Raw genomic sequence first — 21,445 nt, forward strand, 5'->3', positions numbered from 1 at the left:
CGGTCGCCCCGAGACGCCGAGAGGAGGCGAGACCAGTGATCAACATTAAGACCGCCATGAAAATGACCGATCGCTCGGTCATCTGCGCCTGCCTGCTCGGCTCCAACCATGGCACCGGTCTGTCCGGAGTCATGCTCGGCGGCGCTGAGCGACCGACCAAGGCACTTGCGGTAGCAGCGGAGACGGCACAGGTGCGTGCCTATGCCTTTGCCAGCGCGATCGCGGGTGCCGGTGCAGAAAGCCAGAGGACGCAGCGGCGCATGTGGGCCTTCCGTGGGCTCGAACCCTGGAGAGAACCAGCCTGATCGGCGAGATCAGGCCGGCACCTTCCAGGGCCGCGGAACCCACACCGGGATCCGCGGCCCTTCTGTTTGCCAACCGCCCGGCCTCCAGCCGGACCGCCAGACAACAGACATCAACAGACGAGGAAAACCGACAGTGCATCGCGAAACGCACGCCCCGTCACACATGCCTGACCACCTCGCGCCCAAGCCCACCACGGAGGACCCCGTGTCTGCCCCGCTGACCACTCTGACTGAACTGGACGACGCCATCGAGCGACTCGGTGTCGACGTGCCCTGCCGCTCCTACGATCCGGAGGTCTTCTTCGCGGAGGCCCCCGCGGACGTGGAGTACGCGAAGTCGCTCTGCCAGACCTGTCCGCTGCGCGAAGCCTGCCTCGCCGGGGCCAAGGACCGCCGCGAGCCGTGGGGTGTGTGGGGCGGTGAACTCTTCGTCCAGGGTGTGGTCGTACCGCGCAAGCGGCCCCGTGGGCGTCCCCGCAAGAACCCGGTGGCGGCGTGAACCCCGCGACAGGGGCGGCCACCGGCCGATCGGCCAGAGGCACCCTCGACCACCCGGTGAGTAACGAGCCGCGGCGAGCCCGCGCCCAGCGCTGGTGCGGAACCACGCCGCTCCGCAGTAACGAAACACGCGAACCGCGTCAGAAAAGAAACCGCGACATGCAACTTCTGCCAGAAACCCTGGCTCGGACCCGTCTGCGACAACGCAGGCCGGACACCGGGCCCCAACACCGCGACCAGCCACCTGGACGCACCCGCCGTCGGCCCGGACTCCAGGGCCGCGCCGGACGCGCGAGACTGCGCGCCAAGCGCGCGATCGCCATGGTCGTCATGCACTGACCAGGACCAGGACCAACGCCGTGCTCCCCGTCTCGGGGAGCACGGCGTTCGCCTGTCCGCCCCGCCCCCGCTGCCAGCCTCTGCCCCCGCCCCCCCCACACACACCGGCCCTGGCGTCAGCCTCCAACCATCTCGGGAGGGGACAGCCCTGGGCAGATGGGTGGGTCAGGTGGGGTGCGGGTGGTGGGGGTGGGGGGAGGAGGTGATGGACCGGGGGGGCGCCGAGTTGACGGGGCCTCTGGGGCCCTCCCCCCTCCCCCACCCCACCCCGCCCCACGCCGAACCGTCTATCAGGGCACGCCAGTTGGAGTCGTCCGCCAACCGGAGCCGCCCACCAACGTGCATCGTCCGCCAACCGGGGTCGCCCAGCAATGGGCATCGCCCGGCAACCGGAGTGGCCCACCAACGGCACCGTCTGTCATCGGGACCCGCCTACCAACGCGCACCGTTGCCCACCGGCACCGTTACCGGTCGAATCCGTCCGTCGGCCGAAGCGGTCTCCTCATCGGGCACGCCCCAGCCGTCGGACCGTCCGGTGCCTGTCCGTCCCGCCCAGCCGTCTGTCCCACCCGCCGCCCTGGCTGTCCCGCCTGCCCGTCCGGGTCGGCTGGTCGGGGAGGTTACCTGGCGGGTGCGTCAGGAGGGGCTGTCCTTCGGCTCGGGTGACCGCGTCTCGGGGAGTTCCTCGTCCCGGAGGAAGCCCGGCACTCCGTCCTCCAGTTCGTCCCGTAGCCGCACGGTGGCGCCGAGTTGGCACAGCACTCCGATGGTTCCCATGGTGACGCGGTATATCAGCAGGTAGGAGGGGGGCAGGTTGAGCTGTCGCGCGAGCTGGTGCGCCGCGGAGCGTGGGTCGGCTACGCGCCCCGCCTGCTCGCGCATCCACTCGCGGCTGAAGTCGAACGACTCGCCTCGCGCTGGCTCGATCATCGGCAGTAGGTAGTCCAGCACCTCACCCGGGTCGAGTTCGATGGTCTCCTTGACGAACCCCTCGGCACAGAGCATGTCGTAGACGGCGTCGGCCTCTCCGTCGAGTGTCATGCGCAGGAGCGTCCCTATCATCGGGGGCAGGCCCTCGGGCAGCCGGTCCACGGTGCCGAAGTCCAGTACGCCGAGCCGCCATTGCCCGGGATCCGGGTGGCCGTCAGTGACCAGGCGGAAGTTGCCGGGGTGTGGGTCGGCGTGGAGCAGCCCGGTGCGTTCCGTGCCGGAGAAGAGGAAGCGGGCGAGGAGTTGCCCGGCCCGGTCCCGTTCGGCCGGGGAGCCGTCCGCGATGACCCGCGCGAGCGGGACGCCGTCCAGCCACTCGGTGATCAGCACTTCGTCCGTCTGGTGCACCACCTCGGGTATCAGCACGGCGGGGTCGCCGTCGAACTCCGCGGAGTAGGCGCGCTGGGCCTCCGCTTCCAGGGCGTAGTCCAGTTCCTCGGCGACGCGGTCCCGCAGTTCGGTGATGAGCGGTTTGGTGTCGATCCCCGGGACGAGGGGGCCCAGTACCCGTACGAAGCGGCCGAGTTGGGCGAGGTCGGAGATGAGCGCCTCCCCGGCGCCCGGATACTGGACCTTCACGGCGACGGCCCGTCCGTCGTGCCAGACGGCGCGGTGTACCTGACCGATGGAGGCGGCGGCGGAGGGCTTGTCGTCGAACTCGGTGAACAGGTCCCGCCAGCCCGCACCGAGCCGTTCCGCCAGTACCGCGTGGACGGTGCCGACCGGCATGGGGGGTGCGGCTTCCTGGAGTTTGGTGAGGGTGGCGCGGTAGGGACCGGCGATCTCCTCAGGCAGCGCGGACTCGAAGACGGACAGGGCCTGCCCGAACTTCATCGCACCGCCCTTGAGTTCGCCGAGCACCTTGAACAGTTGCTCGGCGGTGCGGTGCTGGAGTTCGTGGCCGACGAGGTCCGCGGAGTAGCCGCCGATGCGCTTGCCGAGGCCCCAGGCGGAGCGACCGGCGAACCCGAGGGGGAGGGCGGCCAGTTTGGCGGTGCGGGTGATTGCCTTTCGGGGAAGATCAGACATGCGCTTCTCCAACTCCCTGACGGCCCGGGCGGACGGGGCCGCGGGCGTCGTCTCCGCGGCCATTGTGCGGGGTGGGCGCTGGAGCGCCCAGTACGGGGGCGTCCGGCTGCTCCTCGGCGGGGGTGGCCGGCGGGGCGCCCGCGCCGCAGGGGCACTCCGGGTGGGCGGCGAACCGGTCGGTCTCGGAGATGAGATGGGGCAGGGCGTACCGGAGGCGGTAGCCGGCGCCGCTGTTGCCGTCGCCGTCGAGGAAGTTCAGCGCGTAGGCCGCGGTGACGCCCGCGACCATGGTGGCCAGCGCGGCGTCGCAAGCGGGTACTCCGGCGCGGCGGCGGGCGGGGCTGCGCCACTGGCCGACGACGAGGCCCCAGCTCGGGTCGCGTTCGCAGCCGCGCCGCGCCAGGCACTCGGCGCAGGGGGAGCGGCCGGGTAGCACCAGCGGGCCGACCACCCCGGTGCCCTCGACAACTCCGCTGAAGAGATGGGGTGTTCCGGCGAGGACGAACCGTTCGGTGGCCCGGGGGTCGGGGGCGTAGGCGTCCAGGCCGTCCCGCGGGGCGATGATCACGAGGTGGACGCGGGCGCGGGAGCGGTCCCGCCAGGGCTTGGCGCGGCTGACCACGGTGCGCGCGGCGGTGTCCCGGCGGCTGCCGACGCCGTCGGCGGGGATGCCGCCGGGCAGGGTGTCCCACGGCTCGACGTGCCCGCCGTCGAGGACGTCGACGTGGCCGACGCCGGCCGCCGCGAGGGCGGTGGCGATGGCGGAGCCGACGCGTCCGGCCCCCCGGATCTGGACGGCCGCGCTCCGCCGGGTGGTGAGCCGCCGGATTCCGGCGCCGGGCTCGCGGTGCACGGCGGAGAGGGTGGCGAGGTCGGGGCGGAGGCGGTCGGGGACGCTCGCGGCGGCCCGGCGGTGGGCGGTGGCGTCGTCGAGGACGCCGGCGGCGGTGAGGCGCCGGGTGAGGCGGTCGACCTCCTCCGGGGCGAGGCCGAGGGCGGTGGCGTGTTCCTTGAGGCGGTCGGTGCTGCGGGTGCCGTCCATCAGGTCGAGGAGGCTGGCGGTGGTGTCGTCCACCGGGCCGAGGACGACGGAGTGGGCGGGGGCGATGCCGAACTGGACCGTCTGCCGGTCGCGCCAGCCGCGCCGCAGCGCGGGTTTGATCATCGGGTGCATGGGCTTCCCCCTGAGGAGCCTGACGGTGCGCGGTGCGCGTGCGGGGATCGCGTGGGTTTCGCGAGGTCCCGTGGGTGTGGTGGGGACGGGGCGGCTGGGACGGGTGGAGCGGCTGGGACGGCTGGGACGGCTGGAGTGACCGGAGTGACCCGGAGCGGCCGGGGTGGGTGGGTTGGCTGGGTCGGGTGTCGCGTGCGTCGTCAGTATGTGGGGAGAGGGGGAAGGCGTGACGTGAGTTATCCACAAGCGCGGGCGTTGGTGCGACAAGCAGTGTGCTCGCTCGGGGAATCGTGCGGAACCTGCCGGGCGACGGGGACGTCACCGGTCGGGACGGGTACGGTCGAGGGGTGCCTTCCGACCCTCTGAACAGCGTCAACCGGAGCGCGGTCGAAGTGCGACGGAGCGCACGGCGCCGCCGCACGGTCTCCGCCTACCGGGAGGGCGGGCGCACCATCGTGCTCATCCCGGCGCGGATGTCGGCCGCCGAGGAGGACCGCTGGGTCGGCGTGATGCTCGACAAGCTGGCCGCCCAGGAGAGCCGGCGCCGGCTGGGCGACGGCGAGCTGGAGGAGCGGGCGGCGCGCCTGTCCACGCGGTACCTGGAGGGGCGGGCCCGGCCCAGCTCGGTGCGGTGGGTCACCAACCAGAACACCCGCTGGGGTTCCTGCACCCCGGCGGAGGGCAGCATCCGCCTCTCGCACCGGCTCCAGGGGATGCCCGGCTACGTCGTCGACTACGTCCTGCTGCACGAGCTGGCGCATCTGCTGGTGCCCGGGCACGGCGCGCGGTTCTGGCGACTGCTGGAGTGCTATCCCCGGACGGAACGGGCGCGTGGCTTTCTGGAGGGGGTGGCGTCCGCGGCCCGGCTGCCGCACCTCGCCGAGGGGGAGCGGGACGCTGACCGGGGAGAGTGACCGCGCGGTTCACCGGATAACCTGGCCGGGCTGAGGCACACACAGCCACGTCGGATGGGGGACGGTCGTTACGCATGGCCAGCAGGGAATTCCAACGCGGACACAAGGCCAGGGTCAGTGACCTGACGGCCGGGACGGACCTCTACGTCGGGGTGCGGATCGAGGGGCAGGGGCTGTCCTTCGACATCAGCTGCTTCGGTCTGGACGCCGACGAACGGCTCTCGGACGACCGGTACTTCGTCTTCTTCAACCAGCCCACCTCACCCGAGGAGTCGATCCAACTCCTCGGCCCGCAGGCCGGGGACACCGAGTCCTTCCGGGTGACGCTGGACCGCGTCCCGGAGCGGATCCAGAAGCTGTCGTTCACCGCGGCGCTGGACGGCGCCGGTCAGATGTCGCAGATCACCTCCGGCTACATCCGCATCGTCGCCGGTGGTGACGAGGTCGCCCGCTACGCGTTCAGCGGCACCGAGTTCAGCACCGAACGCGCGGTGATGCTGGGCGACTTCTACGTCAAGGACGTCTGGCGGTTCGCCGCGGTCGGCCAGGGCTTCGACGGCGGACTGGACGCGCTGCTGCGGAACTTCGGCGGCGAGGTGCTGGAAGAGGAGCCGGAGGCGGCGCCGGAACCGGCGGCCGTGCCCGGCTTCGCCCCGCCGGGACAGAGCGCCGCGCCGCCCCCCGCCTTCGCCCCGCCCGCCGCACCGGAACCCCCGGCCGCGCCGCAGCCGCCCCCGGCGCCCGCGCCGCAGTTCGGCGCGCCCGCCCCCACCGGCCCGCCCCCCGCGGCTCCGCAGCCCGCGGCGCCGACCCAGCCGGGCCCACCGGCCCCGTCGCAACAGCCCACCCAGCCCGGCGTGTTCGCGCCTCCCGGCGCGGCGCCGCAGCCTCCCGGCGCCCCGTTCGCGCCGCAGCCACCGCAGCCGCCCGCGCCGCAGTCACCGCAGCCCCCGATGGGCGGGCCCACGCTCCCGGGACAGCCGATGGCCAACCCGTTCGCGCAGCAACCCGGAGCGCAGGCGCCGCCCGGCGCCCCACAGGCCGGGTACGCGGTACCGCAGACCCCGCCCGCCGGCATCGGCGCCGTCTTCCAGCAGTACCGCGAGGCCCCCACCGGGCAGCGGTGGACGCTCCAGAACGGCCAGCTGGCCCGCGTCGACCTCGGCGTGCAGGGGCAGCCGGTGCTCGCCCGGCAGGGCAGCATGGTCCTGTACCAGGGCAAGGTCGACTTCGGCTACAAGGGGGCCGGGTTCCGGGGCCGCGTCGTCGGCAACGCCACCGGCCAGGAGATGCAGTTGATGCGCTGCACCGGCAGCGGGCAGGTCTTCCTCGCGGAGGAGGCCGCCTACCTGCACCCCATCGAGCTCCAGGGGGACGGCATCTGCGTCTCCGCCGAGCACGTGCTCGCGTTCGACGAGAGCCTGCACCACGAGGTGCGGCGGATCGAGGGCCACGGCATACCCGGCGGCGCCCTGTTCACCATGCAGTTCCAGGGCACCGGCACCGTCGTGGTCACCACGCGCGGCACCCCGGTGGTGCTGCCGGTGACCCCCACCACCTTCGCCGACGCGGACGCCGTCGTCGCCTGGTCCTCGGCCGCGCAGGTGATCGTCTCCAGCCAGGTCAGGCTGCGCCGCCAGGCCTACCCGGGACACAGCGGGGAGAGCGTCAACCTCCAGTTCCGGGGCGCCCCCGGCAACTTCATCGTCGTCCAGCCGTACGAGGTCTGAGGTCAGCCATGAACCAGCAGCTCATCTCGGGCTACGCAGCGGCGCAGCCCACCGCCCGGATGGAGAACCACGGCGCGCACATGCTGCGGGTCGCGATGCGGAGCGGCAACGACCTGTTCGCGCGCGTCGGTTCGATGGTGGCCTACGAGGGCTTTGTGCAGTACGAACCCAACCCGCCCGCCGTGCGCCAGCGCGCCTCCCAGTGGCTCACCGGGGAGGGCGCGCCGCTGATGCGGTGCCACGGCGACGGGCAGCTCTACCTCGCGGACTACGGTGCCGACGTGGTCGTGCTCGGGCTGAACAACGAGACCATCTCGGTCAACGGCACCAACCTGCTCGCCTTCGACGCCCACCTGGAGTGGGGTGTGCAACGGGTCAAGGGCATGGCCAAGTTCGCCGGCCAGGGCCTGTTCAACGTGGCGGTCTCCGGCACCGGCTGGATGGCGATCACCACCCGGGGCACGCCGATCGTCGTGGACTGCGGCCGGGGGGACGACGAGACCTGCGTCGACCCGGACGCGCTCGTCGCCTGGTCCACGCACCTCAAGATGAAGGGCAAGCGCAGCTTCAAGGCGTCCTCGATGATCGGGCGCGGCAGCGGCGAGGCGTACCAGATGGCGTTCTCCGGTGAGGGGTTCGTCGTCGTCCAGCCCAGCGAGGACAGCACGGACCGGCTGCGGGCCCGCGGCTGACGGGGGAGAGGAACGCACCATGCAGAGTTCACTGTTCGGCTACACCGAGGTGCAGTCGCAGGACCGCTACGCCCTACAGAACCCGACACTGCTGCGGGTCGCGCTGACCGGCCACGAGGACCTGCTCGCCCGGCAGGGCAGCATGGTCGCCTACCAGGGGCTGCTGGAGTTCGACGCGGAGTTCCAGTCGCGCGGGCAGCGGCAGGCGCGCGCGATGACCGGCGAGGGACTGGACCTGATGCGCTGCTCCGGGCAGGGCACCGTCTTCCTCGCCAACCTCGGCCAGTACGTGCACATCCTGGACGTCGACCACGAGGGCCTGACCGTCGACAGCGGCTACGTGCTGGCGCTCGACTCCCACCTGCACTGGGAGGTCATCTCCGTGGACAGCCAGCACGGCGTCTCGGGCACCGGCAAGCACACCCTCAACATCACCGGCCAGGGCAAGGTGGTGCTGATGACCTCCGGCCAGCCGCTGATGCTGCGGGTCACCCCGGAGACCTACGCGAACGCCGACGCGGACGCCGTGGTCGCCTGGTCGTCCGGGCTGCGCGTGCAGCTCCAGGCACAGACCAGTGCCTCCGGTGTCTGGCGGCGGCGCGGCAACACCGGTGAGGGCTGGGAGTTGAGCTTCCTCGGCCAGGGGTACGCCCTGGTGCAGCCCAGCGAGGTACTGCCACCGCAGCACGCCCAGATCGGCAACGGACTGCGCGCCCAGTACGGCATGGGGCCGCAGGGCGCCGCGGGCCAGAACAGCGGCAACATCTTCACCAACTGACCGGTGGCCCCGGGGAGTTCAGCGAAACCTCCCGGGGCCTCCCCCTTCGGGCCCCGCCGCGCGGCCGCGCGCCGACCAGGCGGGGGCGGGACGGGGCGCCAGGCGCCCGCGCCGTTCAGAGCCGCGCCCGCGTCGCCTCCAGCAGCCGCACCACCGAATCGTCGGCGACGGCGGCCACCTCCTCGTAGGCGTACCAGCGCAGGTCCAGCGACTCCTCGCTGATCTCGGCCACCGCACCCGACGGCGCCAACGCCGCGTACTGCACGTCCAGATGCCAGGCGCAGGGCGTGTGGTGCCGGTCCAGCCGGACCGGCCCGCCCGGCAGCAGCCGCAGCCCGGCGATGCCCGACTCCTCCGCCGCCTCCCGGGACGCGGCACCCGCCAGCGAGCGGTCCCCCGGCTCGCAGTGACCGCCCATCTGGAGCCAGAGCCGCAGCTTGCGGTGGAGCGTCAGCACCACCCGCTCCCGCTCCGGGTCGACGACCAGCGCGCTGGCCGTCAGATGCCCGGCGGCGCAGGAACGCCACATGGCGTCCGGGCGGCCGAGCAGATGGTCGAGGTAGTCGCGGCGCAGCCGCTCCTGGCCAGCGTCCGGCGCGGCCCACTCCTCCAGCGTCCGCGCCGCCTCCTCCCGGAGGCCGTGCTCCGCGCCCGCTTCCGCCGCGTCAGCCCGCGGGCTCACCGGCCGCCGTCCGCCGGACCGGAGTCCCCGGAGCCGCCGGAACCCCCGTCGTCCGGGGCGTTCCCGCCGCCGTCGCGCCGCTCGTCCGACGTGCCGGGCCCGTCCGGGGCGTTCCGCCCGCCATCCGCGTCGCCGGGCTCCCTCGGGCCCTTGTCCAGGCTCGCCCCGGAGCCGCCCGCCGCCGCGTCCCCGAGGATCCGGTCCAGCTCGGAGAAGTCCGGCTGCTCGCGGTGGACGAAGCCGTCGGGGTCGTCGAGGTCACCGGCCGTCGGCAGCATGTCCGGGTGCGCCCAGAGGGCGTCCCGGCCCTCCGGGCCCCGGGCGTCCGCTAGCGAGGCCCACAGCCGGGCCGCGTCCCGCAGCCGCCGCGGGCGCAGCTCCAGCCCGATCAGCGTGGCGAAGGTCTGCTCGGCGGGACCGCCACTGGCCCGACGGCGCCGCAGCGTCTCGCGCAGCGCCAGCGCCGACGGCAGGTGCGGTTCGGCGGCGGCGTGCACCACCGCGTCCACCCAGCCCTCGACGAGTGCGAGCGCCGTCTCCAGCCGGGCCAGCGCCGCCTGCTGCTCGGGGGTGTCCTCCGGCTGGAACATGCCCTGCTGGAGCGCCTCCTGCAACTCCTCGGGGCGCTGCGGATCGAGCTGCCCGACCAGGTCCTCCAGCTTCGCGGTGTCCACCGTGATGCCGCGCGCGTACCCCTCGACGGCGCCGAACAGGTGCGAACGGAGCCACGGCACGTGGACGAAGAGGCGCTGGTGCGCCGCCTCGCGCAGCGCCAGGTAGAGCCGCACCTCCTCGCGCGGCACCCCCAGGCCCTCGCCGAACGCCGCGACGTTCACCGGCAGCAGCGCCGCCTTGCCCGCCGGGCCCAGCGGCAGACCGACGTCCGTCGAACCGACGACCTCGCCCGCGAGGACGCCCAGCGCCTGGCCGATCTGGGTACCGAACATGGCACCGCCCATCGACCGCATCATGCCGAGCAGCGGGCCCGCCATGGCCTGCATCTCCTCCGGCAGGACACCGCCCATCGCGGCGCCGACCCGCTCCGCGACCGGGTCCACCAGGTCCTTCCAGACCGGCAGGGTGGCCTCGATCCACTCGGCGCGGCTCCAGGCCACCGCCGAGCTGGAGCCGGACGGGAGGGAGGTCACCCCGTCCAGCCACAGGTCGGCCAGGCGGACGGCCTCCTCCACGGCGGAACGGTCCTGCTGGCTGACGCTGGTGTCGGCCCCGGTGGGGGTGGTGCCCGGAGCGCCGCCCGCGGCGACCGTCTGCCGGGCGATGTCCTTGGCCATGTCCCAGTTCACCGGGCCGCCCTCGTAGGAGAGCATCTGCCCGAGGCGCTGGAACGCGGCGCCCAGGTCGTTCGGGTCGAAGCCGCCCTGGCCCGCGCCGAGCGAGCCGAACATGGCCGCCAGCGGGTTGCCCGCGCCCCCGGCCTGACCGGGTCCGAAGCCGAACGGCCCCGGTGTGCCGCCCTCGCCCGGCTTCTTCTTGTTCTCGTCCCCGTCCTCGGGCTCCTCTGGAGGTACGCCGAATCCGAATGGGATGTCACTCACGGTTTCCTCGGCTCTGTGTCGTCGGACGGTCGGTGAAGATCATCGATGCGATCTGACGGGCTCGGTCTCCAGCCTAGACACCCGTCAGGCAGGATGGGCCTGCGCACCCCGTACCAGAAACAACCGCTGGAGACGCCCGGTGAGTTCCTCCGAGACCCCCGTTCGCGTAGCGCGAACCCCCACCATCGCCGTGACCGGCGCTGCCTCGGGAGTGGGTGCGCTGCTGGTCGAAAGGCTGACGGGGACGTCGGACGTCCGGCAGGTGGTCGCGCTCGACGAGCGGCGCGGGGAGAACACCGGCGCCCGCTGGCACACCCTGGACATCCGGGATCCGGCCATCGCCGAGCGGCTGCGCGGCGACGGCGACCCGGTGGACGTGGTGGTCCACCTCGCCCTCGACCTCGACCTGGAGTCGGACCCCGCCGCCCGCACCGCCTACAACGTGCGCGGCACCCAGACCGTCCTCACCGCGGCCGCCGCCGCGGGGGTCCGCCGGGTCGTGCTCTGCACCTCCGCCATGGTGTACGGGGCGCTGGAGGACAACGACGTACCGCTCGCCGAGGACGCCGAGCTGCGGGCCACCGCCGAGGCCACCGGCGTCGGCGACCTGCTGGAGATCGAGCGCCTCGCCCGGCGCGCGCCCCGCGCCCACCCCGGGCTGAACGTCACCGTCGTGCGCCCCGCCGTGCTGGTCGGCGCGGGCATGGACACGGCGCTCACCCGCTACTTCGAGTCGCCGCGCCTGCTGGTCGTCGCCGGTTCCCGGCCCTGCTGGCAGTTCTGCCACGTCGAGGACCTGGTGTCCGCGCTGGAGTACGCGGCGCTGGAGAGGGCCGAGGGGGACCTCGCCGTCGGCTGCGAGGGCTGGCTGGAACAGGAGGAGGTCGAGGAGCTGACCGGGATCCGGCGCATGGAACTCCCGTCCAGCGTGGCGCTCGGCGCCGCCTCCCGCCTCCACCGGCTCGGCCTGACCCCCTCACCCGCCGGGGACCTCGCGTACACCATGTACCCCTGGGTGGTGTCCGGCAGCAGGCTGCACGCCGCGGGCTGGCGGCCCCGCTGGACCAACGAGGAGGCCCTCGCCGAGCTGCTGGAGGAGGTCGCCGGACGGCACACCGTGGCGGGCCGGAGGCTCGGCCGCACCGAGGCCACCGCCGCCGCCGGGGCCGCCGGGGCGACGGTCGCGCTGCTCGGCACCGCCGCGCTGGTGCGCCGGGTGCGCCGCCGCCGCGGACTGTGACAGCCCGCGCCCCACACCCGGCGGACGTCCGCCCCGCCCCGCCGGAGGACCACCCGCCCCGCCCCCGTGCGGACACGTCGCACGCCCCGCGTTCGTCGTGTCCTTCGCGTCCGTGGCGTCCGTCGCACCCGTCCGCTGGTTCCGGATTCCGGCAGCGTACGGCAGCATGAGCGGCATGGAGACGTACGACCAGTCCGCCGAGAGCCCCGCCGCCGGCCAGGAGGAGCACCCCGGTGAGCGAGGCGCGGCCGACCCGATCCGGCTGCTCGGCGTCCGCGCCGACCCGCTCTCCGTCGACGAGGTGTACCGGGCCGTCGGGGACGACGCCGCCGGAGGCACCGCGCTGTTCGTCGGCACGGTGCGTGACCACGACGGCGGCAGCGGCGTCGCACGGCTGGGCTACACCGCGCACCCCACGGCGGAGGCCGAACTGCGCCGCGTCGCGGAGAAGGTCGCCGCGGACTTCCCGGTCCGCGCCCTGGCGGCGGTCCACCGAGTGGGGGAACTGGCCATCGGGGACCCCGCCGTGGTCGTCGCGGTGGCGTGCGCGCACCGGGCGGAGGCGTTCGACGCCTGCCGCCGGCTGATCGACGACCTCAAGGCGGAGGTCCCGATCTGGAAGCACCAGACCTACACCGACGGCGCCCAGGACTGGGTCGGCGTCTAGGAGCCCGGCCCGTCAAGACGGGCCCGGCCCCGGGAACCGACCCGGCCCCGGGAACGGGACGGGGCCGCCGGGGGCCCGGAGCGCGGGCGGTGGCGGTTCCGGTTGCGTAACCGGCCCCCGGACACGACCGTTGTGAGTCCGACGGTTACCCTGCTGGCCGGCTGGTCGTCGTCCGACCGGGCACGGAGCGCACATGAGGTCGGGAGGTCTGTGTGGCGGCACTCGCCTGGCTGCTGATTCCGGTCACCGCCGCGGCGGTGGCGGCGCTGTGGAGCCTCTGGGCCGGGCGCCGTCGAACCACCACCCCGGACAGCGCGGGCGTCGCGGGGTACGAACGCTTCCGCGCGGCCATGGAGCGCTCCCGCACCGACGCCCGGCCGGGGCACGACCGGGCCGGGGAGCCCGCCGAACTCAGCGGCCCCGGGGGCCCGGACGGACCGGCCCGGGCGGCCGACTGACCCGGCCGTCCCGTACTGTCGTGCCATGCCACGGCGGACCGCGACACTCCTCACCTCGACACTGCTGCTCATAGCACTGCTCTGCGCGGCGGCGCTGATCACCGTCCCGTACGCGCAGATGTCGCCGGGACCCACGGTGAACACCCTGGGGGACCACGACGGTGAGCCGGTGCTCAGCATCAAGGACCGCCCGGTGTATCCGGCGGACGGCCATCTCAACATGACCACGGTGCGGGTCACCGGCGCCGACTACCGGATGAACCTGGTGGAGGCGGTCAGCGGCTGGCTGCGGCGGGACAGCGCGGTGGTCCCGTACAAGACCCTCTATCCGGAGAGGAAGTCGGCCGAGGAGGTCGACGAGGAGAACGCCGCGGAGTTCAGCGCCTCGCAGGAGAGCGCGAAGGTCGCGGCACTCCAGCAGCTCGACGAGCCGGTCAGTTCGCACGTCACCGTCGACTCGGTGACGAAGGGCGGCCCGGCCGACACGTCGCTCAGCCCCGGCGACGTGATCCAGGCGGTGGACGGCACCCGGGTCACCAAACCGCAGCGGGTCGCCGAACTGGTCACCGAGCACAAGCCGGGGGAGCGGGTCCGGTTCACCGTGATCCCGGCGGACAAGGCCGCGGCGGCCGGGAAGAAGGGCGAGAAGCCGCCCGCCCGGTACGCGAAGCAGGTCACCGTGCGCACCGAGAAGGCCAAGGACGACGGCCGCGCGCTGGTCGGCATCATCCCCGGCGTGGGACACACCTTCCCGTTCGAGATCGACATCAAGCTCGCGGACGTCGGCGGCCCGAGCGCCGGGCTGATGTTCGCGCTGGGCATCGTCGACAAGCTCACCAAGGGCGACCTCACCGGCGGCGAGTTCGTCGCGGGCACCGGCACGATAGACGAGCGGAGCGAGGTCGGCGCGATCGGCGGGATCCAGATGAAGACCGTCGCCGCCCGGAGCAAGGGCGCCCGGTTCTTCCTCACGCCCGAGGGCAACTGCGCCACCGCCGCCCGGACCACACCGGACGGGCTGACGCTGGTGAAGGTCGCCACCATGGACGACGCGATGGACGCCCTCAAGAAGATCCGCGCGGGCGACACCGACAAGCTGACGGAGTGCCAGCGGGACTGACCGCGACAGCCCCGCCGTCCTCCGCCGTCTCGCACTCCTCCCGGCCTCCCGGCCAGCCCCTGCTCCAGCTCCGGCGCCGGCCTGGGGCCGCGCCGCCCGGGTGGCGGCGGACACCTCCCGGGCGGCCGCGCGCTCAGGTCTCCGCGAAGGTCGCCTGGAGCGCCTCCGACAGTCCGGGCACCAGGTCGGCGCCGGTCAGCACCTCCGTCGCGGAGTCCTTCTCCCGCAGGCGCAGCGCCGACTCCCGGCTGCCGTCCCGCAGTACGGCCACGGTCATCCGCACCTCCTGCCGCTCCGGATGGGCCGCGACCCACTCGGCCAGCCGCCGCTCGTCGAGGTCCGGGGGGACGGACGCCTCGACGGAGGGCGGGAGCATCACCCGCTCCACCGTCATGGCACAGCCCCCCACCGCGTCCGGCCAGGCGATGGTCGCCAGGAACTCGTCCAGGGGAGTGCCCGACGGCAGCTCCTCCTGCTCCACCGGGGTGAGGGAACCGGCGGGGGACGGTGCGGAGTCGTCGAGGCCGAGCTGGCCGGCGAGCGAAGGTTCCTCGGCGCGCAGCCGGGCGGTGTCCACCAGGGCGAACAGCCGCGCGGGCTGGTCCCAGCCGAGGCCCGAGGCGTACTCGTCGATCTCCAGGACGGCGCGGGTGAGGGGGCCGGAGGCCAGCGGGGTCCCGTTGGGGGGCAGGTTTTCCATGCCCACATCGTGCCGTCTTCCACCCCGGAAACGGGAACTGAGTAAAGGTTGAGTAAGTTGCAAGGGTGGGCCTTACTATGCGGGCCCAGCTTCATCCATCGCGATCTTCGAGGTGCGCACCTTGGCTTTCCAGATGCCGAACAGGGGCTCCGGAGGCCCCTCCGGGCCACGGATCAGAGTGGGTCGGCCCTCCCGGCGTGCCCGGACGCTGCTGATGACAGTGGGCGTGCTGGCAGTGCTGGCGATGCTCTTCGTCATGTTCGCGGGGTTCTGGACGGACTGGTTGTGGTACCGCTCGGTCCAGTACACCTCCGTCTTCACCAAGACCCTGTGGACGAAGGTCGGCATGTTCGCCGCCTTCGGTCTGATCATGGCGGTGGCCGTCGGCTTCAACATCTGGCTGGCGCACCGGCTGCGGCCGCCGCTCAGCGCGATGTCGCTGGAGCAGCAGAGCCTCGACCGCTACCGCATGGGGATCGCGCCCTACAAGAAGTGGGTGCTGCTGGGCGTCACCGCCCTCGTCGGCCTGATCTCCGGGGCCTCCGCGGCGGGCCAGTGGCGCACCTGGCTGATGTGGGTGAACGGGGTCTCCTTCGGCGAGAAGGACCCGCAGTTCGGCAAGGACGTCTCGTTCTACGCCTTCGACCTCCCCTGGTACCGCTTCCTGCTGAGCTTCGGGTTCGCCGCCGCCGTGCTGTCGCTGCTGGCCGCCGCCCTGGTCCACTACCTCTACGGCGGTCTCCGGGTGACCACCCCCGGGGCACGGGCCACCGCGCAGGCCACCGGCCACCTCTCGGTGCTGCTCGGCGTCTTCGTGGCGCTCAAGGCCGTCGCCTACTGGCTCGACCGGTACGGACTCGCGGTGAAGTCGGGTGACTTCAAGGCCACCGACAACTGGACGGGCCTGAAGTACGTCGACGCCAACGCGTACCTCCCGGCGAAGACGATCCTGTTCATCATCGCGATCATCTGCGCCCTGCTGTTCTTCGCCACCCTGTGGCGGCGCACCTGGCAGCTGCCGGTGATCGGCTTCGGCCTGATGGTGCTCTCCGCGATCCTGATCGGCGGCCTCTACCCCGCGCTGGTGCAGAAGTTCCAGGTCCAGCCGAACGAGCAGGCCAAGGAGACGCCGTACATCAAGAAGAACATCGAGGCGACGCGCAAGGCGTACGACATCGATGACTCGCAGGTGAACGACTACTCCGGGGTCAGCAAGAAGAAGAACGACACGCTGCGGCAGGCCGCCGACACCACCGCCAGCCTCCGGCTCCTCGACCCGACGGTCGTCTCGCCCACGTACCAGCAGAAGCAGCAGGTGCGTGGCTACTACCAGTTCCCGGCCACGCTGGACGTCGACCGGTACAAGAACAAGGACGGCGAGGAGAAGGACACCGTCGTCGGCCTCCGGGAGATCAACACCGAGGGCATCCCGGAGAAGAACTGGATCAACCAGCACTTCAAGTACACCCACGGGTACGGCATGGTGGCCGCGAAGGGCACCGAGGTCGACAAGGACGGCGCCCCGGCCTTCACCGAGCAGGACCTGCCGCCCCGGGGCGAGATGGGCAAGTACGAGGGCCGGATCTACTACGGCGAGAAGACCACCGACTACTCCATCGTCGGCGGTCCGCAGAAGGAACTCGACTACGCCACCGACGAGGGTGAGAAGACCTACACCTACACCGGCAACAGCGGCGTCAACCTGTCGAACACCTTCAACCGGGCCGCGTACGCCATCAACTTCAACGAGCCGCAGATCCTCTACTCGGGGGCGATCGGCGAGGGGTCACGCGTCCTGTACAAGCGGACGCCGCAGGAGCGCGTCGAGGCGGTGGCCCCGTGGCTGACGATCGACGGCGACCCGTACCCCGCCGTGATAGACGGTCGGATCAAGTGGATCGTCGACGCCTACACCACCTCCAACGGCTACCCGTACTCCTCGCGCACGACGCTCGGGGACACCACGGCGGACTCGCTGACCGACGGTGAGCGTTCGGTGGTGGCCCAGGAGGACCGGGTCAACTACATCCGCAACTCCGTCAAGGCCACGGTGGACGCCTACAGCGGCAGCGTGGACCTGTACGAGTGGGACACGAAGGACCCGGTGCTGAAGACCTGGATGAAGGCCTTCCCCGACACCGTCAAGTCGAAGTCCGAGATCGGCAAGCAGCTGATGGATCACCTGCGGTACCCGCAGGACCTGTTCAAGGTGCAGCGCGATCTGCTCCAGACGTACCACGTCACCTCGCCGTCGCAGTTCTACAGCGGCAGTGAGCGCTGGCAGGTGCCGGACGACCCGACGCACAAGGGCAACTCGGTTCCGCCCTACTACTTGAGTATGCGGATGCCGGACCAGAAGGAACAGCGGTTCTCGCTGACGACGACGTACAACCCGAACAAACGCGAGACGCTCGGCGCCTTCATGGCCATCGACGCGGACGCGAGAAGCGATGAGTACGGCAAGATCAGAATCCTGAAACTCCCGGCCAACACCGGAGTCGCCGGTCCGTCGCAGGTCCAGAGCAAGTTCAACTCCGATCCGGCGATCGCGCAGGAGATCAACCTGCTGAAACGCGGTGACTCCGAGATCGAGTACGGAAACCTGCTGACCGTGCCACTGGAGGGCGGACTGCTCCACGTCGAGCCGGTGTACGTCCGAGGTACCGGGAACAACTATCCGCGCATGCGGAAGGTCCTGGTGACCTACGGAGAGCAGATCGCCTTCGAGGACACCCTCGAAGAGGCCCTGGACAAGGTGTTCGACGCCGACGGAGGCGACTCCGGCGACTCCGGGGACTCGGGAGACGAGGACAGCGGCTCCGACTCCGGAGACAAGGAGAAGGACGAGGACCAGGGCACCGGCGGCGGTGGGTCCGGCAGCCGGGACGAGGCCGTGCAGGACGCTCTCGACGCGTTCAAGGACAGCCAGGACGCGCTGGAGGGAACGCCCGACTGGGACGCCTACGGCAAGGCCCAGAAGGAGCTGGACGAGGCCCTGAAGCGAGCCGAGAAGGCGCGTAAGGAGACGAGCGACACCTGAGTCGCGAACCCGTGACGAGGGTCCCGGGGGCACGGTCGCTCAACGGCCGTGCCCCCGGGCGCCGTTCGGGAGCGAGATGCGATCACCGACCCCGAACGGAGCACCCCGGATCATGGTGTAGTGTTGTGCACACATCGACGCGGGGTGGAGCAGCTCGGTAGCTCGCTGGGCTCATAACCCAGAGGTCGCAGGTTCAAATCCTGTCCCCGCTACTGATATCGAGAGGGACTCGGAGTCAACTGACTCCGGGTCCCTCTTCGTTGCTCCCACAGGGTCCCGTCCTCGTCGATCCGACGAGTTCCCGCGAGGCTCGTCCCGCCCGTGTCCGCCGCGCGGTTGGCCACGCGGGCTCGTTCGCATACACGGACCACCGGTAACTGGTTTGAGGTATCTCCGTATCGGGAAGTCGACAAACCGCCGAAGTGACCTCACCGGCTGCGGTATACCAGGTGTACGCGGGTTGCGGGTGGTGCGACGATGGAGCTTATGGGGGACAAGGGCAGGCGTAACGGACCGCGAGGTGCCGTTCCACGCCGCACGGGAACGAAGGAAGCCGAGGAGATCGCCACCGGCAGCGTCCTCGGTGCTCAACTGCTGCGCCGTGGGGACCTCGACGGAGCCGAACCGCACCTGCGGACCGCGACCGCCGGAGGGGACCGCGCCGCGGCCAACAACCTCGGCGTGCTGCTGCACCAGCGCGGCTACGCGGAGGAGGCCGCCGACTGGTGGCGCGTCGCCGCGGTCGCGGGGTCCGCGGCCGCCGCGCACTCCCTCGGCCGTCACCACCGTGAGCGGGGAGACGAGCCGACGGCCCACTACTGGTTGCGGCAGTCCGCCGAGTCCGGCCACGTGCTCGGCGCCTACGCGCTCGCCGACCTGCTGGAGCACCGGGGCGAGGGCGGCGCCGAGGAGTGGTTCCGGGCGGCGGCCGAACGCGGCCACCGCGAGGCCGCCTACCGCGTCGCCCGACTGACCGGCACCCGGGCCGAGGCCGCCGAGAGCGGCCGGGCCGAGCTGGAGCGGGAGGCTGAGCGCTGGTACCGGCAGGCGGCGGCGCGGGGGCACCGCCGGGCCGCGCTGCGTCTCGGCACCATCCTGGAGCGCCGCGGGGAGCTGAAGGAGGCGGGCCGCTGGTACCTCACCTCGGCGCGGGACGGCGAGCCACGGGCCGCGTGCGCGCTGGGCTTCCTCCTTCGGGACGCGGGAGACGAGGAGAGCGCCGAGGTGTGGTGGCGGCAGGCCGCCGACGACGGCGACGGCAACGCCGCGAACGCGCTCGGCGCGCTCCACGCCGACCGGGGTGAGCGGCAGGCGGCCGAGCGCTGGTACCTGGCGGCCCTGGACGCCGGGTGTGACAACGGCGCGTTCAACCTCGGGCTGCTCTGCGCCGCCCAGGGGCGTACCGCGCAGGCCGAGCAGTGGTACCGCCGGGCCGCCTACGCGGGGCACCGTGAGGGCGCCAACGCGCTGGCCGTGCTGCTGTTGCAGCGGGGCGACGCCGAGGGCGCCGAGCCGTGGTTCTCCAAGTCCGCCGAGGCGGGCAGTGTGGACGCCGCGTTCAATCTCGGCATCCTGCACGCGGCCCGTGGGGACGAGCGCTCCGCCCGCCACTGGTACGAGCGGGCGGCGGCCTCCGGCCACGCCGAGGCGGCTCTCCAGGTCGGCATCGCGCTGCTGCGGGAGAACGACCCGGAGCGTGCCGAACGCCACCTGCGGCACGCCGCGGGTGGCGGCAGCGTCGAGGGCGCCTTCCGGCTGGGCTCGCTGCTGGAGCGCCGCGGCCGGGAGGAGGACGGCGACGCCCTTCCGGCGGTCCCCTCGGCTCCGGCCGAGGGCGCGCAGCCGCCGGAGTACGAGGAGTGGTACCGCCGCGCCGCCGAGCTGGGGCACCGGCGGGCCCAGGTGCGGCTGGGCATGTGCGCCTCGGCGCGCGGCGAGATCGTGGACGCGGCCCGCTGGTACCGGCTGGCCGCCGAGGCGGGCAGCATCCACGGCGCGTTCAACCTGGGGCTGTTGCTCGCCCGGGAGGGCAGCGAGCCGGAGGCCGCGCTCTGGTGGACCCGTGCCGCCGAGGGCGGTCACGGCCGGGCCGCGCTGCGGCTGGCCCTGATCAGCGCTCGGCGCGGTGAGTTGAGCGACGGCCAGCACTGGTGCGCGCGCGCCATCGAACTCGGTCCGGCCGAGGTCGCCGAGCGCGCCGCGAAGCTGCGGGACGCGCTGCGCGCCGAGTCGACGGCGAAGGGCGCGTAGCCGCCGGAAGGCGCCGGAACACGGCGTCCGGAAGCGCGTGGGGCGGGTGGGTCTCCCTCGGGGGCCCGCCCGTCCTGACGTCGCGTCCGGCCCCGGGGCCCGGACGGGAGCGCGGACGCGGAGCTGGGCGCCGGAGAGGCCGCCGGCCGGAGGTGGGGCGGTCCGTGGTGGGCGGGCACGGGTTCGCGAGACGGGGTGTGCGGTGGGGCCGGGGGACGGATTTGCACGGCTGGTCAGCGCGGGGTTAGAGTAAAGACACATCGACGCGGGGTGGAGCAGCTCGGTAGCTCGCTGGGCTCATAACCCAGAGGTCGCAGGTTCAAATCCTGTCCCCGCTACTGATGAGAGGGCCCGGATCCAATGGATCCGGGCCCTCTCGCTTGTGTCTCCGCTTCTGCCTCTCGGTTTCTGCCTCGCGCTGGTCTCTGCCTCCTGCCCCGGGGCTGCTACCGCTCCCGTGTGCGCTTCCGGGTGGCCGGGGCGGGAAGCAGGCCGCGTTCGAAGGGGCTGGGCCGCTCTGGCGCCGGGAGAGGCCGAGGGTTCGCGGGCGTCCGTGGTGTGGATCACTCCGGCCCCTTCGGATCACCCCGAGGCCGGTGCGCGACTCCGGGTGCGCTGGTGTCGCCCCCGGCGCCTTGAGTGGCGTGAGTGGGATGTCTCCGGGGTCGGCGGCGCGGGCGCCAGGGGTCCGGGGCGTGCGGGAGGGCCGCCCATCGGCCGCCGTCGGATGGGCGTCGGGCAGCCGGACGCCGGGGCTGGGGGCAGGCGGGGCGCGAGTCCGCTCAGTCGGTGGCGCAGCCGGGACAGACGCCCCGGTAGGTCACGGTGGCGTCCGCGATGGCGAAGCCGTACCGCTCGGTCTCGGGGAGCGCGGCGAGTGGATCGCCGGTCGGGTGGACGTCCCGGATGGTGCCGCAGCGCGAACAGATCAGGTGCTGGTGCGTGTGGCGGGTGTTGGGGTCGTACCGCTTGGCGCGGCCGTCCGTGCTGACCTCGATGACCTCACCGATGGCCACCAGCTCGCTGAGCGTGTTGTAGACCGTGGCGCGGGCGATCTCGGGCAGCCGCTCGACCGCGCGGGCGTGCACCTCGTCCGCGGTGTAGTGGACGTGGTCGCCGTTGAGCACCTCGGCGACGACTCGCCGCTGCGCGGTGAGTCGCCAGCCGCGCTCACGGAGTCGTTCCAGCAGGTCACTCATGGGCCCAGGGTAGCAGTGTGGGTCCGGAGGCAGAACGGGTACGGAACTCGGACACTTCTTGACTTGGACTTAGTCCAATGTAGG

18 protein-coding genes and 2 tRNA genes are annotated in these 21,445 nt (G+C 72.5%); 14 read left to right on the forward strand and 6 right to left on the reverse strand.

Annotation, left to right across the window (positions count from 1 at the left end; translation table 11 throughout):
- Positions 1–35: 35 nt before the first annotated feature.
- Both E0L36_RS11375 and E0L36_RS11380 read left to right on the forward strand, forming a co-directional pair.
- Positions 36–305 (forward strand): hypothetical protein, encoded by a 270-nt coding sequence (locus E0L36_RS11375; RefSeq protein WP_180928908.1) that lies wholly within the window; start codon positions 36–38, stop codon positions 303–305.
- 133 nt (positions 306–438) lie between these two features.
- Positions 439–804: a WhiB family transcriptional regulator gene (locus tag E0L36_RS11380; RefSeq protein WP_374705524.1), complete on the forward strand. Its 366-nt coding sequence runs from the start codon at positions 439–441 to the stop codon at positions 802–804.
- 974 nt (positions 805–1,778) lie between these two features.
- Here the strand turns inward: E0L36_RS11380 and E0L36_RS11385 are convergent.
- Together E0L36_RS11385 and E0L36_RS11390 are read right to left on the reverse strand one after the other, a co-directional pair.
- Positions 1,779–3,161, reverse strand: a complete 1,383-nt coding sequence (locus E0L36_RS11385) for an AarF/ABC1/UbiB kinase family protein (RefSeq protein WP_180928910.1) — start codon at positions 3,159–3,161, stop codon at positions 1,779–1,781.
- On the reverse strand, positions 3,154–4,335 hold the full coding sequence (locus E0L36_RS11390; protein ID WP_180928911.1) for a ThiF family adenylyltransferase: 1,182 nt from the start codon (positions 4,333–4,335) through the stop codon (positions 3,154–3,156). The genes E0L36_RS11385 and E0L36_RS11390 overlap by 8 nt, the downstream gene beginning before the upstream one ends.
- A 347-nt stretch (positions 4,336–4,682) precedes the next feature.
- Here E0L36_RS11390 and E0L36_RS11395 point away from each other — a divergent pair, with 347 nt between their 5' ends.
- From E0L36_RS11395 to E0L36_RS11410, 4 genes are all read left to right on the forward strand, one after another.
- Positions 4,683–5,249, forward strand: a complete 567-nt coding sequence (locus E0L36_RS11395; RefSeq protein WP_180928912.1) for a M48 family metallopeptidase — start codon at positions 4,683–4,685, stop codon at positions 5,247–5,249.
- Positions 5,250–5,323: 74 nt separating this feature from the next.
- Positions 5,324–6,979, forward strand: a complete 1,656-nt coding sequence (locus E0L36_RS11400; RefSeq protein ID WP_180928913.1) for a TerD family protein — start codon at positions 5,324–5,326, stop codon at positions 6,977–6,979.
- Positions 6,980–6,987: 8 nt separating this feature from the next.
- Complete coding sequence (locus E0L36_RS11405; RefSeq protein ID WP_180928914.1) at positions 6,988–7,671, forward strand: AIM24 family protein; 684 nt, start codon at positions 6,988–6,990, stop codon at positions 7,669–7,671.
- Between the two features lie 19 nt (positions 7,672–7,690).
- Entirely contained in the window at positions 7,691–8,449 is a 759-nt protein-coding gene (locus E0L36_RS11410) for an AIM24 family protein (protein ID WP_180928915.1), read from the forward strand.
- A 115-nt stretch (positions 8,450–8,564) separates the two neighbouring features.
- On the opposite strand, the gene E0L36_RS11415 is transcribed toward E0L36_RS11410, so the two are convergent.
- Positions 8,565–9,131, reverse strand: coding sequence for an NUDIX hydrolase (locus tag E0L36_RS11415; RefSeq protein WP_180928916.1), 567 nt, complete (start codon positions 9,129–9,131; stop codon positions 8,565–8,567).
- The gene (locus tag E0L36_RS11420) at positions 9,128–10,687 is read right to left on the reverse strand and encodes a zinc-dependent metalloprotease (protein WP_180928917.1); all 1,560 of its coding nucleotides are present in this window, start codon (positions 10,685–10,687) and stop codon (positions 9,128–9,130) included. Before E0L36_RS11420 ends, E0L36_RS11415 begins: the two co-directional genes overlap by 4 nt.
- A 139-nt stretch (positions 10,688–10,826) precedes the next feature.
- Here E0L36_RS11420 and E0L36_RS11425 point away from each other — a divergent pair, with 139 nt between their 5' ends.
- The 4 genes from E0L36_RS11425 to E0L36_RS11440 all read left to right on the forward strand — a co-directional run bounded on the left by E0L36_RS11425 (position 10,827) and on the right by E0L36_RS11440 (position 14,172).
- Positions 10,827–11,927 (forward strand): NAD-dependent epimerase/dehydratase family protein, encoded by a 1,101-nt coding sequence (locus tag E0L36_RS11425; RefSeq protein ID WP_180928918.1) that lies wholly within the window; start codon positions 10,827–10,829, stop codon positions 11,925–11,927.
- 166 nt (positions 11,928–12,093) lie between these two features.
- Positions 12,094–12,594 carry a molybdenum cofactor biosynthesis protein MoaE gene (locus tag E0L36_RS11430; RefSeq protein ID WP_180928919.1) on the forward strand — a complete coding sequence of 167 codons (501 nt, stop codon included), beginning with the start codon at positions 12,094–12,096 and terminating at the stop codon, positions 12,592–12,594.
- Positions 12,595–12,806: 212 nt separating this feature from the next.
- Positions 12,807–13,052: a hypothetical protein gene (locus E0L36_RS27605; protein WP_180930090.1), complete on the forward strand. Its 246-nt coding sequence runs from the start codon at positions 12,807–12,809 to the stop codon at positions 13,050–13,052.
- Between the two features lie 25 nt (positions 13,053–13,077).
- Positions 13,078–14,172, forward strand: a complete 1,095-nt coding sequence (locus tag E0L36_RS11440; RefSeq protein WP_180928920.1) for a PDZ domain-containing protein — start codon at positions 13,078–13,080, stop codon at positions 14,170–14,172.
- A 133-nt stretch (positions 14,173–14,305) separates the two neighbouring features.
- Here the strand turns inward: E0L36_RS11440 and E0L36_RS11445 are convergent, their stop codons facing one another.
- On the reverse strand, positions 14,306–14,872 hold the full coding sequence (locus E0L36_RS11445; protein ID WP_180928921.1) for a PPA1309 family protein: 567 nt from the start codon (positions 14,870–14,872) through the stop codon (positions 14,306–14,308).
- A gap of 133 nt (positions 14,873–15,005) precedes the next feature.
- Here E0L36_RS11445 and E0L36_RS11450 point away from each other — a divergent pair, with 133 nt between their 5' ends.
- The 4 genes from E0L36_RS11450 to E0L36_RS11465 all read left to right on the forward strand — a co-directional run bounded on the left by E0L36_RS11450 (position 15,006) and on the right by E0L36_RS11465 (position 20,500).
- The gene (locus tag E0L36_RS11450) at positions 15,006–17,912 is read left to right on the forward strand and encodes a UPF0182 family protein (RefSeq protein WP_180928922.1); all 2,907 of its coding nucleotides are present in this window, start codon (positions 15,006–15,008) and stop codon (positions 17,910–17,912) included.
- 138 nt (positions 17,913–18,050) lie between these two features.
- A tRNA-Met gene (locus tag E0L36_RS11455) sits at positions 18,051–18,124 on the forward strand.
- Between the two features lie 265 nt (positions 18,125–18,389).
- Complete coding sequence (locus E0L36_RS11460; protein WP_258016144.1) at positions 18,390–20,162, forward strand: tetratricopeptide repeat protein; 1,773 nt, start codon at positions 18,390–18,392, stop codon at positions 20,160–20,162.
- 264 nt (positions 20,163–20,426) lie between these two features.
- Positions 20,427–20,500: transfer RNA gene (locus E0L36_RS11465), tRNA-Met, on the forward strand.
- Positions 20,501–20,944: 444 nt separating this feature from the next.
- Here E0L36_RS11465 and E0L36_RS11470 read toward each other — a convergent pair.
- Positions 20,945–21,361 (reverse strand): Fur family transcriptional regulator, encoded by a 417-nt coding sequence (locus tag E0L36_RS11470; RefSeq protein WP_180928923.1) that lies wholly within the window; start codon positions 21,359–21,361, stop codon positions 20,945–20,947.
- Positions 21,362–21,445 lie beyond the last annotated feature (84 nt).

This window comes from Streptomyces sp. AJS327, from assembly GCF_013450295.1.
Lineage (GTDB): Bacteria > Actinomycetota > Actinomycetes > Streptomycetales > Streptomycetaceae > Streptomyces.

Coding starts and splice junctions, on each gene's coding strand:
- E0L36_RS11385 (WP_180928910.1), bottom strand. CDS start 3,161: ATGTCTGATCTTCCCCGAAAGGCAATCACCCGCACCGCCAAACTGGCC.
- E0L36_RS11390 (WP_180928911.1), bottom strand. CDS start 4,335: ATGCACCCGATGATCAAACCCGCGCTGCGGCGCGGCTGGCGCGACCGG.
- E0L36_RS11400 (WP_180928913.1), top strand. CDS start 5,324: ATGGCCAGCAGGGAATTCCAACGCGGACACAAGGCCAGGGTCAGTGAC.
- E0L36_RS11405 (WP_180928914.1), top strand. CDS start 6,988: ATGAACCAGCAGCTCATCTCGGGCTACGCAGCGGCGCAGCCCACCGCC.
- E0L36_RS11410 (WP_180928915.1), top strand. CDS start 7,691: ATGCAGAGTTCACTGTTCGGCTACACCGAGGTGCAGTCGCAGGACCGC.
- E0L36_RS11430 (WP_180928919.1), top strand. CDS start 12,094: ATGAGCGGCATGGAGACGTACGACCAGTCCGCCGAGAGCCCCGCCGCC.
- E0L36_RS11440 (WP_180928920.1), top strand. CDS start 13,078: ATGCCACGGCGGACCGCGACACTCCTCACCTCGACACTGCTGCTCATA.
- E0L36_RS11445 (WP_180928921.1), bottom strand. CDS start 14,872: ATGGAAAACCTGCCCCCCAACGGGACCCCGCTGGCCTCCGGCCCCCTC.
- E0L36_RS11450 (WP_180928922.1), top strand. CDS start 15,006: ATGCCGAACAGGGGCTCCGGAGGCCCCTCCGGGCCACGGATCAGAGTG.
- E0L36_RS11460 (WP_258016144.1), top strand. CDS start 18,390: ATGGAGCTTATGGGGGACAAGGGCAGGCGTAACGGACCGCGAGGTGCC.
- E0L36_RS11470 (WP_180928923.1), bottom strand. CDS start 21,361: ATGAGTGACCTGCTGGAACGACTCCGTGAGCGCGGCTGGCGACTCACC.